This is a genomic window from Thiolinea disciformis DSM 14473 (assembly GCF_000371925.1).
In the GTDB taxonomy this organism is placed as follows: domain Bacteria; phylum Pseudomonadota; class Gammaproteobacteria; order Thiotrichales; family Thiotrichaceae; genus Thiolinea; species Thiolinea disciformis.
The window spans coordinates 1-14,010 of the sequence record NZ_AQVE01000021.1 but is presented as its reverse complement, the minus strand read 5'-3'; the positions used below and the strand labels follow the sequence as shown (position 1 = coordinate 14,010).

Below are 14,010 nucleotides of genomic sequence, written 5' to 3'. Positions count from 1 at the left end.
GAAGATAATGATTGAGACACTGGTTAAATCCTCGTTTGAGGACAATATTTATAGCGTAATACTGGCACGCCCTGAAAAGCGTAATGCTGTTAGTGACCGCCTGTTGGCTGCTTTAGAAGCGGCTTTAGTAGCGACCCCGGAAGGGACACGCGTTATTATCTTGGGGGGTGAGGGTGAGCATTTTTGTGCAGGTTTAGATTTATCAGAACACCAACACCGTGAGCCATTTGGTGTCATGCTCCATTCACGTGGTTGGCACCGAATTTTTGATCGCATTGAAAATGGTGGTATCCCCGTCATTGCAGCCATGCAAGGCGCAGTCATTGGAGGGGGCTTAGAATTAGCAACCGCTACCCATGTGCGCGTGGCCGAGCCTAATACGATTTATCAATTGCCAGAAGGCCGACACGGGATTTTTGTGGGTGGCGGTGCATCAGTACGCGTGGCAAAAATCATTGGCCCTGGACGTATGTGCGAAATGATGCTCACCGGACGTATTTTAAAAGCGGAAGAAGGCCAAGCCTTAGGCTTATCACATTATGTGGTCGAAGCTGGCCAAAGCATGGCGAAGGCACGTGAATTAGCCTATCGCATTGCTGAGAATGCACCCATGGCTAATTGGGCGATGGTCTCTGCGATTTCACGCATTCACAATATGGCTGCCGATGATGGCCTATTCGTCGAATCCCTCACCGCCGCGCTGACCCAAACTAGCCCCGAAGTAGTAGAGCGCATTGGCCACTTCCTTAATCGTAAATCTAAAGGTCCCCAACTATGACTGCATTTGCCGCTGCTGAAGCGCACGCGCTTAGCCAAACTTACGATGATATTTACCTCGTGGCTGGACAGCGCACACCGTTCGCTGATTACAATGGTGTGCTGCGCGATGTCTCCCCCACTGATTTAGGCATTGCTGCCACGCGTGCATTATTTGCTAAAAGTGGCATTCCAGCGAGCGAAATCAATGCGATTATTGCGGGTAATATGGCTCAAGCCAGCTTCGACGCTTACTTTCTACCACGTCATATTGGCTTATATGCTGGCGTCAACCCGCTCGCTCCAGCACTTTTAGTACAACGTTTATGCTGTACTGGTTTTGAAACCATTCTCACGGCCGCCGACCATATTAAATTAGGCAAAGCGAAAGTCGTGTTATGTGTCGGTACAGAATCGATGTCACGCAATCCTATCGCCTCTTATACGCAACGTTCTGGATTCCGAATGGGGCAAATCGATTTTAAAGACTTCCTCTGGGAGGCTACTAAAGATACTGCTCCAGGGATTGGCATGGGTGATACGGCTGAGAACTTGGCTAAGCGCTATCACATTTCACGCGAAGAAACCGACCAATTTGCAGCACAAAGTTTTGCTCGTGCAATAGCAGCGTGGGACACGGGCTATTTTGATGACGAGGTTACTACGCTTACTAATGCCACTTGGGAATTAGAAAATTATAAGCCGCGCAGCCTGAAATTGGCAGATCGTGCCCAAAGTTTCGAACGTGACGGGCATGTACGCCCTACCCCTGTAGAAACACTACAAAAACTCAAACCTGCTTTCGGTGGCGTACAAACCGGCGGTAATAGCTCAGCGATTGTAGACGGTGCAGCCTCGGTGATTGTGGCAAGTGGTGCTTGGGTACGTGCACACGGCCTAACACCTTTAGCGCGAATCGTGGCGGGCGCAGCCGTAACTGTTCCACCTGAGATTATGGGAATTGGCCCAGTCCCCGCAATACGCGCTGCCGCTAAAGTAGCAGGTTTGGGCGTAACAGATTTAGATCGGGTGGAAATTAATGAAGCTTTTGGCGCGCAATACCTAGCCTGTGAACGTGAGCTTGGTTTAGCGCGTGAGCGCGCTAATGTGTATGGTGGTGCGATTGCGATTGGTCATCCTTTAGGTGCATCTGGCATACGTTTAACGCATACCCTAGCACGCGCCTTAAAAGAGTCGGGCGGACGCTATGGCGTCTCCTCAGCTTGTGCGGGTGGCGGACAAGGTGTAGCAGTAATTGTAGAAAATATTGGCTAGGAAAATATTATGAAATTTGCAGGAAATACCTTTATTGTTACCGGTGGTGCATCGGGTTTGGGTGAGGCAAGTGTACGTGCACTCCATGCCGCACAAGCAAATGTCGTGATTGCCGATTTGAATGTAGAGCGCGGCCATGCTTTAGTGGCTGAATTAGGCGAGCATGTAACCTTCCAAAAAACCAATGTCGCGGATGAAGCAGATGCCCAAACAACGATTGATACTGCCCTTCAAAACTTTGGTGCAATACATGGCCTAGTCAATGCAGCAGGGATTGGGACGGCTGCCCGCGTGGTAGGTAAGAATGGCCCACAAGCCTTAGCTGATTTTTCACGCGTCATTCAAGTGAATCTACTAGGCAGCTTCAATATGCTGCGCTTAGCTGCTGCTGCGATGTGCAAAAACGCGCCACAAACCGATGGCGAACGTGGCGTGATTATTAATACCGCCTCAATTGCCGCTTATGATGGGCAAATCGGGCAAGCGGCCTATGCCGCTTCCAAAGGTGGGATTGTAGCCATGACCTTGCCAATTGCGCGCGAATTAGCCGGGCAAGGTATTCGCGTCGTGACCATTGCGCCCGGCTTATTTCTCACCCCTATGATGCTAGGTTTGCCGGAAGACGTGCAGCAATCCTTGGGCGCATCCGTACCCTTCCCCACACGCTTAGGCAAACCCGAGGAATTCGCCAAGCTAGTACTCAGTATTGTCGATAATCCTATGCTCAATGGTGAAACCATTCGTTTAGATGGTGCACTACGTATGGCCGCACGTTAGGAGCTTGGGATGCGAACCAATATTTATAAAATGCGCATTGCTTTTAGTGATTGTGACCCAGCACAAATTGTATTTTTTGCTAATTATTTCAAATGGTTTGATACAGCAAGCCGTGAGTTTTTTAGTGCTTGTGGTGTACCAAGTTGGCGCGAGACCACGCGTGAACGCGGCATTATTGGTACACCGCTCGTGGATGCGCAGGCTAGTTTTAAAAACTCTGCCACTTATGGTGAAGACATTGAAGTCGCATCATGGATTGAGGAATGGCGGGGCAAGAGCTTTACTATGAAACACGTAGCGCGACGTGGTGACACGGTCTTATGCGAAGGACGAGAAGTACGTGTTTTTGCTATGCAAGACCCAGATGATCCGATGCGCATTAAGGCCGTACCAATTCCTGAAGACATTCGTGCAGCTTGTGAATAAGTAGAAAAAGTGAGGAAGAGACCATGTACGACTACCAAGCACCATTAAAAGATATGCAATTTATCCTTAAACACTTAACAGGTTTGAGTGAAATTGCGACTTTGCCAAACTATGAAGAGGTTTCGGAAGAGTTGGTGGCGAGTGTGTTGGAGGAAGCAGGCAAATTTGCGGCGGGCGTACTCGCTCCCATTAATCGCCAAGGTGATTTGCAAGGTTGTCGTTTGGAAGCCGATGGGCGCGTAATCACACCGGAGGGTTGGCAAGACGCTTATAACGAATTTTGTGCAGCAGGCTGGTTAGGCATGGCTTTGCCTACTGAATACGGTGGACAAGGCCTACCGAAATTGGTTGCGACGCCTGTCTGGGAGATGTGGTTCTCGACCAATATGGCCTTTACCATGTTGCCCCAACTCAATGTCAGTCAAGCTGAAGCACTCTTAATTGCGGCTAGTCCTGCGCAAAAAGCCTTGTGGTTACATAAAGTAGTCAGTGGTGAATGGGGAAGCACCATGAATCTCACTGAGCCACAGGCCGGTTCGGATTTGGCTGCAACCCGCACTCGTGCTGAGCCACAAGCTGATGGCACCTACCGTATTTTTGGGCAGAAAATTTTTATCTCCTATGGCGAGCATGAGATTACTCCAAATATTGTGCACTTAGTGTTGGCACGTTTGCCTGATGCACCGGCGGGTGTGAAAGGCTTATCGCTGTTTATTGTGCCCAAATTTTTAGTCAATACCGATGGCAGTTTGGGTAATAAAAACGATATTCGCTGCATCGCTATCGAACACAAAATGGGCATTCATGGTAGCCCCACTTGCAGCTTGAGCTTTGGTGATCAGGGTGGTGCGCTAGGCTATTTGATTGGTGAGCCGAATAAAGGCTTGGAAACCATGTTCATTATGATGAATGAAGCACGTTTTGGCGTGGGCATTCAGGGCGTGGGTTTAGGAGAACGTGCTTATCAATATGCCCTGAATTATGCACGCGAACGTGTACAAGGGCGAGATGCCATCACCGGTGAAACTGGCAAACCGATCCTGTGCCATCCTGATATTAAGCGCACCATCTTTTCCATGCGTGCACGCGTCATGGCGATGCGCGCCCTGCTTTATACCGCAGCGAGCTGGTTTGATTTGGCGCATCATCACCCTGATCCAAACCTAGCAGCCAAGTGCCGAGCTTATGTCGATTTACTCATGCCCGTCGCCAAAGGTTGGTGTACCGAAGTCGGCAATGAAGTCTGTGATGATGCACTTCAAGTATTTGGCGGTATGGGCTTTGTGGAAGAAACTGGCATTGCGCAATATTTCCGCGACGCACGGATTATTACTATCTATGAAGGCACGACCGGTATTCAAGCGAATGATCTGATTGGACGTAAGATTTTGCGTGAACAAGGCGCGACATTACGTGAGCTGATGAGTGAAATGCAAAGCATCGTTACAGCTTTACAGCATGTACCAGCGCTTGCTGCTTTAGCGCCACGCTTTGAAACGATGCTTGGTGATTTACAAACTGCGAGCGATTGGATTTTAGCTAATGGCAAAACCCATATAGAACAAGTTCTAGCCGGTGCCGTACCCTTTCTTTACCTGATGGGGACAGTGTGTGGAGGCTGGCAAATGGCACGTTTAGCCTTAGCAGCGAATGAGCAATTAACTACGGCGCCTAAGGATAACTACTATCACAATCTTGTGGATTTGACGCGCTTTTATTTCGCCTGCTATGGCTCACAAAGCAGTGGCTTTAAAACAAGCGTAGTGGAGGCAGGCGAGTCTTTAACGCAAGTGAACTTTAATAGCTTATCAGTTTAAAAGTTCTCACGGTTAAACCGGCTGTTGTTTAATGCGCCACGTGTGGAATTAGCGTATATTAGTTAAATCAAAGCGCTTTGATTGATGAATAGTAATAAATAAAAGCGCTTTTTTAATGTTATACCAATCAACGACAACCACCTTAGTTAGAGCAGTGACACATGACTACTTCATACCCTCACTTAGCCCAAATGGGCGTACAAAACCCACAGCAAATTATTGGCTACACACTATCGCATGTCGCACCCGATACCGATATTCTAAAAATTAAATATCAACGCCCTAAAGGCTCGTTTTTACCTGTTACACGCAGCTACCAGATGGGACGCTCCGCCCATACCCGTATTGTGGATAGTGGCACTAATAAAACGGAAGAAATTTATGAAATTTCTCCCTTACTCACTAAAGCTGTCGTGGAGCTCGATAGTATTGTTGATGCGCACTCCTCCCAATCAGAAGTGAAACAAAAATTATTAGCGGAAATCAATCGCGTACAAGTTGAATTTAATGCAGAACTCAATGCGCTAAAGCAATTAGTACAACAGCTCGATAGCATATCGAACCAGTAATAACTTAAAGCTTTTATGGCTAAGCTCCTAGGTCACAGAACCGTTGTATACTAGCGTGTATATTTCGATTTGAGGGAGATGATTATGCCAAAATGGTTAGGTTTATTACTTAGCTTCTTTGCTTCTACACAGGTCATGGCAGCACCAATAAAAGGTGCGCCGACCGATACTGGTTGCCCTGCCGCGCTGAACTTTACCTTACGTGAGCTTGGCAGTACCCAGACGATTAATCTATGCGAAGCTTATAAAAATAAAGTGGTTTTGATCGTAAACACTGCAAGCAAATGCGGCTTTACGCCACAATTTGAAGCTTTAGAAAAGCTTTATAAGGATTATAAAGAACGTGGTTTAGTAGTGTTAGGTTTTCCATCCAATGATTTTGCTAACCAAGACCCCGGTTCCGAGCAAGAAATCAAAGATTTTTGTAAGCTCACCTATGACGTCCAATTTCCCATGTTTGAGAAAATGCAGGTTAGTAAAGACCAAGCTTCTGATTTTTATAAAACCTTAGGGGAGATGGCTGGCGAATATCCGAAATGGAATTTTCATAAGTACCTACTGAACCCTAAGGGTGAGCTAATTGGTAGCTTTACCAGCTTTGTTAAACCTAATAGCCCCGATCTTATTAAATTGATTGAGGCTAATTTACCGAAGTAAAGTTTTTAGGTAATGCGCAATAACACCGCGTCGCCATTTTGTGCGGCGCGTTGATAAAAGGCCGTGAGACTTTTAGTGAGTTTCTTGAGGGTTTTGAAGTCGACATCTAGCTCCAAATCGTCATAACGCTCTTTCAGCTCTTCATCATCAATCTGTGCCAAGGCTTTAGCCACTTTCTTGACCATTTTGGCATCGTTATAACTTGCCATTTTAGGAATTTCTTTGGTCTGCGTTTTACCGCCAGCCTTTTCATCATCAAGCAAGGCGACTAAATCCTCCCACGCAGCACCTACGTCAGAAAAACACTCGCGCGGCTTTTCATCCTGCTTTGCAGTGAAAAACTTGCTGTAATCCAATTCGCCTTCTAATAAAGCGTTTAATTGGTTGTCGGTTAATGCGTAAAAATCACTACTCGCCATCGTTGACTTACTCCTGATTATTCTTCTGTCTATAAAGTATCATTATCAGCGACCTATTGCAGCGTTATGTGCTATTCAAAACCTCACTGAATAAACAAAAACGGCTTAACCGGCACTGACTGGGCTACAGATCTCAATCAAAATTCCATTGTCATCTGACACATAAGCAATGGCTTGTCCCAAGGCATTTCGCTAGCTGCCTTGACTAAAATTGCTCCAGCGTTTAAAGCCTGTTGCACAGCATTCGCTACTTTGTCAGTTTCTAAAGCAATTTCAAATACCGGATGTGCGCTATCAGCTTGCGCTGGCTGTTTGCTTAACTGCCGCATTAAAGCAAAGGATGAAAAGGCCACTCCTCGCACAGACTAGGTACTAATCTTAGTACATTTAAGCGCTTGGCGACACCTGCTTATAGGACTAGTTAAAGCTAAACATACATGGCCTCATGACTCAAGTATGTATAAGGAGAATCCCAACTCACTTACCCATCCGGCTAGTCATCCATCGCTAAGCCAAGACTTGATAAACTAAAAATAAAACAAAACTTGAGGAGTAGGACTCTTAGCAGCCTCATACTACTGCACTTGAACTACTGAACCCGAAGCGCATTGGCTTAGCAATTGCATCCTTAAGCGTTCAGGACTAGAGTCCAACTAACATCGCAGTAATGCTATCTAAAAACAAGGAAATTTAACGCATGGATTCTTTAGATCAACTAACGGGATCTGATATTGCTCAGCGACTGCGCAATGCAGTACCCCATCACCATGAACCCAGTTTTATAACGACCTCACACTATCGTGAAGCGGCTGTTTTAGTCCCCTTTATTCGCGTGGATCAAGCATGGCATATTTTATTTATTCGACGTGCGCAATGCAGTGGAGATCGCCATAGTGGCCAAGTTGCCTTTGCGGGCGGCAAACGCGAATCCAGCGATGAAAATGCTATTGCTACTGCACTACGCGAAGCTCACGAAGAAATTGGGGTACTCCCTCACGATGTCTGCCTGTGGGGAGCGCTGAACCAACATTATAGTTATGTCAGTCATTTTCGAATTACGCCCATTGTCGGCACTCTCGCTTGGCCTTATCCGGTTAAGCCTGATCCACGTGAGGTTCAACGAATTTTTAGCATTCCTTTAGCGTGGCTCAGTGATAAAGCGAATTATGAAATACAGGCGCGCGATTTGAACGGTATTTCAGTACCAGTCGTTTATTTTAAAGAATACGAAGGTGAGTTATTGTGGGGAGCGACAGCTCGTATGGTAGTCAGCTTATTAGACATTCTAACGCAGGCCTAAACATAGACTTCCCACTAAGCGCTAGGCTTTCAACGCAACAAATTGGCCACGAAAACGTCCTGTGATTTGTTCAGCATAACTTAACACAGAGATCACAGTAATTTTTACCTTACCACGTTGTTGCAGCGTCTTCATTTGTTCTGCCCACAGCTCGGGTTGCTCTAAACTGGCAATGGCACTAAATCGCCCAGCAATCGGCTTGTCATAATCCATTTCGCTATGCCGCACCACCAAATGATTAGCCACTCCCTCAGCCTGCAAACGCGTATGTAACAAGCACCATGCCGCCAACGTGGCCATAGTCCCCACACTCCCTCCAAATACGGTGTGATGCGGATTAATGTTGGGCGCTAGTGGGGCTTGTAGAATCAGTGTGTTTGGCTCAATGCTCAACACCGACACCTGCATGGCTTTAGTGAGGGGAATATAAGAATGCAAATAAGTTTCAAGCTCGTGAGTTTGCATAATTCCATCCATCAACTCAGTAAAAGAGCATTTAACGTGAAGGTAAGGCACTGCGCTTTAACGCAGTCCCAGCCCGAAGGCGACCTTAACCACAAGCTTAGGTATATTCAGTCACCACGATAATCTAAGGATGTGCATAAAACCCAGCCCTCATTTCCAGTGTGAGTACGAATCTGACATGCCCAATAGTCTTTTCCGTAAGTATTGCCTAAAACGGTCACGATCTCGCCTTGAGGCAAAGTTGTCAACGGAATCGCAATCACATTTGCGTATGCAGCGTCCGTTTCTGTTGCATAGATATTTACGTGCTCCTTTGTGCGAGATTCCACCTTGGTGCATCCAGAAGCTAGCGCACAAATCAGCATGACTTGCATGAACCTCCTCATATACCTAACGTCTCATGTGACGGGCGCGGCGGGGAGTCAGTTGGTCGGAGTCGCGGACTGTCACCGCATCCATCGTCGATGTTCTCGTTATGCTTTTTTTTGTCACTCAAAAGATGGATAAGCTTAATTTTAAGCCCTCATCAAGTGCCGATATTTTTTTGTCAGGCAACCCGCCTATCTTCTCGACTAGCAAAGACTTATCAATGGTCACAATCTGTGAAACATTGATAACTGACTCTTTTGAAAGTCCTGAATCTCGCTTAGCTATAGAAATATTGCCCGGCGCAGTCGCTAACCGTAAATTTGAGGTCACTATGGCAACGATGACTGTTTGTATTTTGCTTTGGTTGAAAGCGTCAGATGAAACAATCACAACAGGTCTTTTGTAACCCGGCTCTGAACCTCTGGGTTCTTCAAGAGAAGCCCACCATATTTCTCCTCTTTTCATTACCACTCCTCGTGGGGAATGGATTTGATCTGCATTGAATACAGTTCATGGTCTAAGGCAGAAGATTCGTCTCCATAAATTCTATTAAGTGCTTCCGTAACATTTATGAATCGTCTTGATGCTATGTATTCTTCAATAGCTTTGGCGTAAAGCTCACTTCTGGATATGCCAAAGTGATTAGCAAACAGCTCTGCTGCTTGGAATATTGGATCAGGTATTGATATTGCTGTCTTCATATTGCTTAGGGTATGACAATGGTCATACCATGTCAAGAAGATGATCTATCAATGAGCATAACATCAAAGCTCAGGGGTAGGGCAAAAGTGGAGCTTTTGTCCACCCCTCTGGAGCGAAATGTTAGGCTGGTTATCATTCGCGTAATTTCATAGCATATTCGTATGCAGCATTAATTTGCTTCGACTTGAATTCGGCAAGTTCTCGTATTTCAGCGCCCATCTGAGCCACTTTATCCGGGTGATATTGGCGAATCTTCTGTTTGTAGGCCGTTATGATCTGCTCCTTGGTAGCGCCTTGCGACACCTCAAGAATGCTGAACCAGCTTGTAGGGATGTATTCTTCCTCACATGAATTGCCGTTGCCAGGTTCCTCAGTGTGTGCCATTCTCATGCGCCTTCTTCCCAGCATCATTATTCGAATTAGTATTGGTTGAAGAAACTGGCTTCTTATTGAACAGGCTTGCAACTATCCAGTAGCCCAACAACAGGCCACCGACTATGACAATTATTTCAGTGGACGTCATGAGGCCATACTCGCAATTCTATTTTTAAAGTCTTTAAGTGCACTATACCGAGGACTCGCTTCATCCTCGAATTCAATCTCTTCATCCACCCGATGACACAAGATTTGAACTAACTGCGCAAATGCGTCGGCATCTAATACTTGATGAGCGAAACGAACTGGGTCGCCTACCAAAGAACGATGCAAAGTTATCTTGCGCACCAAGTTAAGCGCGAATGGAGCGCAAGCAAAAGAGTCGAATGCCAATTTCGCAAACGTTTTCCTGGACAGCCCAAGCTTGTCCCGTTGCCTGTAAATCAGGGCCAACATTACAGAAATAGTGCAGTAAATAACTCCAAGCAACAGAAGTAATGCCAAGCCTGTGCCGAACTTCAAAAGCACTACCGGCAGCCCGATAAGCAGCAATACAAAAAGGCTGAAGGTCATATAACGTAACGGATTAAGCTCGTTAAGAAACTGCTGCAATTTTTCTATATCCTCTTGATGTTCATCGGCCGCAGAAGAAACCACCCAGCATGCACGAAATAATGGATGGTCTGGAGTTAATGGGTTTGGTACGTAAAGATTTTTCCTAACATCTGCCACCCCCATTCCGGGCGACCAAACACCCATTTCCCGTTTTTTTCTACGAAGACCAGTTCATTGACATAAAGCAACATTGCCGAGTCGAATAAGTAGAACCCAACAATGCCCAGAACCAACATTATCTCGAATGACATTGTCACTACTTGCTCTTGAATAGTGAACGTAACCAAGCGAACAAACCCACTACGGCAACAGCTATAAATTTCCATGCGGCAGCAAAAAATCCGGCGATTACTGCCCAGAAACCTTTTTTCGTTGCGACAGCAGCAGCTCCACCGGCGATGTGTGCTGCCAACCCGAATTCAGCCACACGGTCTCCTTGCTTGAATTCTGCATAACGTTCCCCGCTATTGAACTCAAAACCAAGAAGAGCTGCTTTGAAAGTCCGCACATCTGCATCGAATGTCTCTGGGTTTGATACAAGCGTGGCATTCATGACGCCAGTTCTGCCTAGTAATCGAATGGTGTAGTTGAGAACTACCTGTCCTTCACTGCGAAGTTTGAGACCCCATTCGAGACGATTGGACTCAACATCATAATGAGGAGGTACATACCATCCTTCGGTGTGCAGTGGAGGGATGCCTAGTCTCTTCCTTTCTTCGTTTGCAGCGGCCTCATTGTCTTTCAGTTGTTGAAGAAGAGCATCAGGGTCGATTTTTTCATCGTCCTTAACGTAACCAAGAGGGTTAAAGGAAAACGTGGCCCACCAATTGTGCTGGGTGGATAAAAGAACAAAATTACCAGACTCAGGGATGTTGCCAGTCAACTCTAGAAATCTTTTGCTATTTCCCTCATCAAGAAATGCAAGCGTCGAATCCGTATTCAAGGTCGCCTTGGATGCAACATCCTCAGTTTGAGGTCCGACATGCCAGTCAAGCACTCTAATAGCGTTCGCCGCTTCATCCAGATTAACTGCTGCACTGGCAACACCTGAGGTAAAACAAAATACGAAGATAAGAAAGATCAGTCTCATGCTTGAACTCCTGGCGTTTGAGTGATGGATGGGATCATTCTACTTGGCCTAACGCCATAGCTGACGGGCGCGGCGGGGAGTAGAAAATATAGAGTTGCGGACTGCCACCGCGTCCGTCGTCGAGCAGCTTGTTGGCGAATTAATTAATGGAATTATACTCTCCTCTTCTCAGAAGGGGGCGGAACTACTGCATTTTATTGAGGATGGCTTGTGCATCTACGTTGCCCTGCTCGGCTGCTTTCTTGAGCCATTTAACAGCCTCAGTGCTTGATTTTACTACGCCAGAACCTTCGTAGTACATCTTACCCAGTTTGTACTGTGCCTCACTAAGACCACGTTGTTCTTCTCCGTCACCCGCTTCTGAGGCTTTAAGATACCATTTCACAGCTTCGCTATCGGACTGTTCCACGCCTCTACCTTCTTGATACATTTCACCTAGCCTATATTGTGCGGCTGCATCACCCATCACTTGGTATGAGTCACCCGGCTTTATTGCATGGTCTGTTGCTGCTTTGAGATACCATTTGAAAGCTTCTTTATCGGATTGCGCCACACCTTTGCCTGTCGCGTACATCCAGCCTAAGTTATATTGCGCATCTACCTGTCCCTGATCAGCGGCTTTCTGGAACCAAAATAGGGCTTTGCTATCGGATTTCCCCACGCCAGTACCTCTGTAGTACATTGAACCTAAGTTATATTGTCCGAGAGCAAGACCTTGATCAGCAGCTTTTTGAAACCACTTGATGGCTTCCGTATCGGACTGTGCTACGCCTCTACCGTTGGCGTACATCGTGCCTAGCTCTGATTGTGCACTCGGCTCACCTTGATTTGCTGATTTTCTATACCATTTAATGGCTTCATCATCAGATTGCTTTATATCCTTGCCTTGAGCATACATCCAACCCAGTTGATATTGGGCTTTTGCATCACCTTTTTCTGCTTTTAGTTGTATGTCTTCCAGCTTACTGCCGCAACCAATAAGCATCAACAGCAACCCACAAATTAACCCTGAGGATACAAGCATTTTTATCACTATCTTGCGTGTAACACTTTGAGTAATATTATTCACACCCTTCTCCTCTCTAATAGTTTCAAGGTGATAAAGTTTCCATTTATAAATCAAATGCTTAAATTGATAAAGTCATTATTTTTGAAACTTAGCACGTTTTAGCGCAGATTATGAACATATTTCCCGAAGGTAACGTCAGCACGGCAACCCACTGCACCTCTACGCGCCATGATGAACGAGCAAAATCAAAAAAGGACACTCCACAGTTCTTTCTGCGGATCAGCACGGCGTACTCGCTTTTTTAAAAGATAGCACAGCGCTTCTCGCTTTAGTGCATGACAAAATCATATTTTTTCGATCCTTCTGTTTGGCAAAACGTATCGACATTTATAAATGCCAACGCCGTTGTAACCGGCCCAAATTGCGGAGCGGTTTTGTGTTATAAGCGCAGCGAACACAAAACTGCGCAGTAATTTGGTTCCAGTTACAACTTTGTTAAATGACTAGTCGCCAAAACCTTCATTTTTAATGACACCATTTTCAAGCCAAATATCGTATCCCATATCGCCCCAGGTATCGTCACCAAGAATCATGGCGGAGACCCGATCCAGCGACTCAACATCTATTAATGCAAGATGCCATTTGGTGGGATCAATAAACACATTACCCCAACCTTTACACATGTTTCTGACATTTTTATCAATGTAATCTTTGTGAGAACTAACCCACGACAAATATAATTCTAGAATTTCGACTTTAGGTAGCTCGATGCTTGCTTGAGCATATGTAAATTCGACACCTTTATACTCTAGAGACCAGAAATTTTTCTTTCGATCATATACCACGGTATACGAATCGGTTTTTATCGACGACCTTGGCTTTTTTTTGAATCCGAACATGTTGACTACATTTAACATTTTATTAACGTGAGTTTTGCTTAAGAGTCACACACAAAGCATGTGAGCTTCAGTAGCCCATTGAAGGGAAGGCTTCTTAGGTTGCCAGGTATAGGCAATGAGCGCACAGAGCAGATTGACCCTAAAATTAGCCATACTGCGATGCCGCGTGTGTTCTAGCTGGGAAATATTTTTGAGCTGATCATTGACGGTTTTAATTAAGGCGCGTTTGCGCAGGAGAATTTTATCCTCTACGGGCATCAGTTGGTTTTTCATATTATGTTTCACACGAGTAATAAGCTGTAAGCCTTGTTCCATCAAGGTTTCAAAGAGCTTTTTAGACCAATAGCCTTTGTCGCCCAACAGCTTGCCAGTTAGCCCCTGAGTGAGTTTAGGAACCGGTTGGCGGTCATCAGTATTGGCGGGGGTCACTTGAAAGGCGAGTAGTTCCCCGCGATCATTAATGACTAAATGGAGTTTGAACCCATAGAAC

General features: G+C 45.8%; 19 protein-coding genes. 8 read left to right on the top strand and 11 right to left on the bottom strand.

Annotation, left to right across the window (positions count from 1 at the left end; genetic code table 11):
* Window positions 1–7: 7 nt before the first annotated feature.
* The 7 genes from A3IE_RS0114535 to A3IE_RS0114505 all read left to right on the top strand — a co-directional run bounded on the left by A3IE_RS0114535 (window position 8) and on the right by A3IE_RS0114505 (window position 6,277).
* Window positions 8–778 carry a crotonase/enoyl-CoA hydratase family protein gene (locus A3IE_RS0114535; protein ID WP_020396353.1) on the top strand — a complete coding sequence of 257 codons (771 nt, stop codon included), beginning with the start codon at window positions 8–10 and terminating at the stop codon, window positions 776–778.
* Window positions 775–2,031 (top strand): thiolase family protein, encoded by a 1,257-nt coding sequence (locus A3IE_RS0114530; protein WP_020396352.1) that lies wholly within the window; start codon window positions 775–777, stop codon window positions 2,029–2,031. The genes A3IE_RS0114535 and A3IE_RS0114530 overlap by 4 nt, the downstream gene beginning before the upstream one ends.
* Window positions 2,032–2,040: 9 nt before the next feature.
* Window positions 2,041–2,808, top strand: a complete 768-nt coding sequence (locus A3IE_RS0114525; protein ID WP_020396351.1) for a 3-hydroxyacyl-CoA dehydrogenase — start codon at window positions 2,041–2,043, stop codon at window positions 2,806–2,808.
* Between the two features lie 9 nt (window positions 2,809–2,817).
* Window positions 2,818–3,234, top strand: coding sequence for an acyl-CoA thioesterase (locus tag A3IE_RS0114520; RefSeq protein ID WP_020396350.1), 417 nt, complete (start codon window positions 2,818–2,820; stop codon window positions 3,232–3,234).
* Window positions 3,235–3,257: 23 nt separating this feature from the next.
* On the top strand, window positions 3,258–5,051 hold the full coding sequence (locus A3IE_RS0114515; protein ID WP_020396349.1) for an acyl-CoA dehydrogenase: 1,794 nt from the start codon (window positions 3,258–3,260) through the stop codon (window positions 5,049–5,051).
* Between the two features lie 161 nt (window positions 5,052–5,212).
* On the top strand, window positions 5,213–5,620 hold the full coding sequence (locus A3IE_RS0114510) for a DUF3461 family protein (RefSeq protein ID WP_020396348.1): 408 nt from the start codon (window positions 5,213–5,215) through the stop codon (window positions 5,618–5,620).
* 84 nt (window positions 5,621–5,704) lie between these two features.
* Window positions 5,705–6,277 (top strand): glutathione peroxidase, encoded by a 573-nt coding sequence (locus A3IE_RS0114505; protein WP_020396347.1) that lies wholly within the window; start codon window positions 5,705–5,707, stop codon window positions 6,275–6,277.
* 5 nt (window positions 6,278–6,282) lie between these two features.
* On the opposite strand, the gene A3IE_RS0114500 is transcribed toward A3IE_RS0114505, so the two are convergent.
* Both A3IE_RS0114500 and A3IE_RS21685 read right to left on the bottom strand, forming a co-directional pair.
* On the bottom strand, window positions 6,283–6,696 hold the full coding sequence (locus A3IE_RS0114500) for a DUF1877 family protein (RefSeq protein WP_020396346.1): 414 nt from the start codon (window positions 6,694–6,696) through the stop codon (window positions 6,283–6,285).
* A gap of 137 nt (window positions 6,697–6,833) precedes the next feature.
* Window positions 6,834–7,025 (bottom strand): VOC family protein, encoded by a 192-nt coding sequence (locus A3IE_RS21685; protein ID WP_051062539.1) that lies wholly within the window; start codon window positions 7,023–7,025, stop codon window positions 6,834–6,836.
* A 368-nt stretch (window positions 7,026–7,393) separates the two neighbouring features.
* Between A3IE_RS21685 and A3IE_RS0114490 the strand changes: the two genes are divergently transcribed.
* Window positions 7,394–7,996: an NUDIX hydrolase gene (locus A3IE_RS0114490; RefSeq protein ID WP_020396345.1), complete on the top strand. Its 603-nt coding sequence runs from the start codon at window positions 7,394–7,396 to the stop codon at window positions 7,994–7,996.
* A 21-nt stretch (window positions 7,997–8,017) separates the two neighbouring features.
* Here the strand turns inward: A3IE_RS0114490 and A3IE_RS0114485 are convergent, their stop codons facing one another.
* The 9 genes from A3IE_RS0114485 to A3IE_RS20810 form a co-directional block, all read right to left on the bottom strand.
* The gene (locus A3IE_RS0114485) at window positions 8,018–8,461 is read right to left on the bottom strand and encodes a YiiD C-terminal domain-containing protein (protein WP_020396344.1); all 444 of its coding nucleotides are present in this window, start codon (window positions 8,459–8,461) and stop codon (window positions 8,018–8,020) included.
* A gap of 107 nt (window positions 8,462–8,568) precedes the next feature.
* The gene (locus tag A3IE_RS23440) at window positions 8,569–8,826 is read right to left on the bottom strand and encodes an SH3 domain-containing protein (protein ID WP_425425141.1); all 258 of its coding nucleotides are present in this window, start codon (window positions 8,824–8,826) and stop codon (window positions 8,569–8,571) included.
* A 127-nt stretch (window positions 8,827–8,953) separates the two neighbouring features.
* Window positions 8,954–9,295, bottom strand: coding sequence for a type II toxin-antitoxin system PemK/MazF family toxin (locus A3IE_RS0114475; protein WP_020396342.1), 342 nt, complete (start codon window positions 9,293–9,295; stop codon window positions 8,954–8,956).
* A 369-nt stretch (window positions 9,296–9,664) separates the two neighbouring features.
* Entirely contained in the window at window positions 9,665–9,916 is a 252-nt protein-coding gene (locus A3IE_RS20830) for a J domain-containing protein (protein WP_020396340.1), read from the bottom strand.
* Between the two features lie 135 nt (window positions 9,917–10,051).
* A complete protein-coding gene (locus A3IE_RS0114460; protein WP_157832883.1) occupies window positions 10,052–10,666 on the bottom strand; it encodes a hypothetical protein in 615 nt (204 codons plus the stop codon).
* 112 nt (window positions 10,667–10,778) lie between these two features.
* Window positions 10,779–11,612 (bottom strand): DUF2167 domain-containing protein, encoded by an 834-nt coding sequence (locus A3IE_RS20820; protein WP_020396337.1) that lies wholly within the window; start codon window positions 11,610–11,612, stop codon window positions 10,779–10,781.
* 184 nt (window positions 11,613–11,796) lie between these two features.
* Window positions 11,797–12,681 carry a tetratricopeptide repeat protein gene (locus tag A3IE_RS20815; RefSeq protein WP_020396336.1) on the bottom strand — a complete coding sequence of 295 codons (885 nt, stop codon included), beginning with the start codon at window positions 12,679–12,681 and terminating at the stop codon, window positions 11,797–11,799.
* A 443-nt stretch (window positions 12,682–13,124) separates the two neighbouring features.
* Entirely contained in the window at window positions 13,125–13,520 is a 396-nt protein-coding gene (locus A3IE_RS0114440; RefSeq protein WP_157832882.1) for a hypothetical protein, read from the bottom strand.
* Between the two features lie 45 nt (window positions 13,521–13,565).
* On the bottom strand, window positions 13,566–14,010 hold a 445-nt coding region (locus A3IE_RS20810), incomplete at its 5' end, for an IS982 family transposase (RefSeq protein ID WP_020396334.1).

Excerpts from the sequence above, each read along its gene's own strand:
- A3IE_RS0114490 (WP_020396345.1), top strand. The coding sequence starts at position 7,394 with ATGGATTCTTTAGATCAACTAACGGGATCTGATATTGCTCAGCGACTG.
- A3IE_RS0114520 (WP_020396350.1), top strand. The coding sequence starts at position 2,818 with ATGCGAACCAATATTTATAAAATGCGCATTGCTTTTAGTGATTGTGAC.
- A3IE_RS0114525 (WP_020396351.1), top strand. The coding sequence starts at position 2,041 with ATGAAATTTGCAGGAAATACCTTTATTGTTACCGGTGGTGCATCGGGT.
- A3IE_RS21685 (WP_051062539.1), bottom strand. The coding sequence starts at position 7,025 with ATGCGGCAGTTAAGCAAACAGCCAGCGCAAGCTGATAGCGCACATCCG.
- A3IE_RS0114535 (WP_020396353.1), top strand. The coding sequence starts at position 8 with ATGATTGAGACACTGGTTAAATCCTCGTTTGAGGACAATATTTATAGC.
- A3IE_RS0114500 (WP_020396346.1), bottom strand. The coding sequence starts at position 6,696 with ATGGCGAGTAGTGATTTTTACGCATTAACCGACAACCAATTAAACGCT.
- A3IE_RS0114530 (WP_020396352.1), top strand. The coding sequence starts at position 775 with ATGACTGCATTTGCCGCTGCTGAAGCGCACGCGCTTAGCCAAACTTAC.
- A3IE_RS20820 (WP_020396337.1), bottom strand. The coding sequence starts at position 11,612 with ATGAGACTGATCTTTCTTATCTTCGTATTTTGTTTTACCTCAGGTGTT.
- A3IE_RS0114460 (WP_157832883.1), bottom strand. The coding sequence starts at position 10,666 with ATGGGTGTTTGGTCGCCCGGAATGGGGGTGGCAGATGTTAGGAAAAAT.
- A3IE_RS0114505 (WP_020396347.1), top strand. The coding sequence starts at position 5,705 with ATGCCAAAATGGTTAGGTTTATTACTTAGCTTCTTTGCTTCTACACAG.
- A3IE_RS20830 (WP_020396340.1), bottom strand. The coding sequence starts at position 9,916 with ATGGCACACACTGAGGAACCTGGCAACGGCAATTCATGTGAGGAAGAA.
- A3IE_RS0114510 (WP_020396348.1), top strand. The coding sequence starts at position 5,213 with ATGACTACTTCATACCCTCACTTAGCCCAAATGGGCGTACAAAACCCA.
- A3IE_RS23440 (WP_425425141.1), bottom strand. The coding sequence starts at position 8,826 with ATGCTGATTTGTGCGCTAGCTTCTGGATGCACCAAGGTGGAATCTCGC.
- A3IE_RS0114475 (WP_020396342.1), bottom strand. The coding sequence starts at position 9,295 with ATGAAAAGAGGAGAAATATGGTGGGCTTCTCTTGAAGAACCCAGAGGT.
- A3IE_RS0114440 (WP_157832882.1), bottom strand. The coding sequence starts at position 13,520 with ATGTTCGGATTCAAAAAAAAGCCAAGGTCGTCGATAAAAACCGATTCG.
- A3IE_RS0114485 (WP_020396344.1), bottom strand. The coding sequence starts at position 8,461 with ATGCAAACTCACGAGCTTGAAACTTATTTGCATTCTTATATTCCCCTC.
- A3IE_RS0114515 (WP_020396349.1), top strand. The coding sequence starts at position 3,258 with ATGTACGACTACCAAGCACCATTAAAAGATATGCAATTTATCCTTAAA.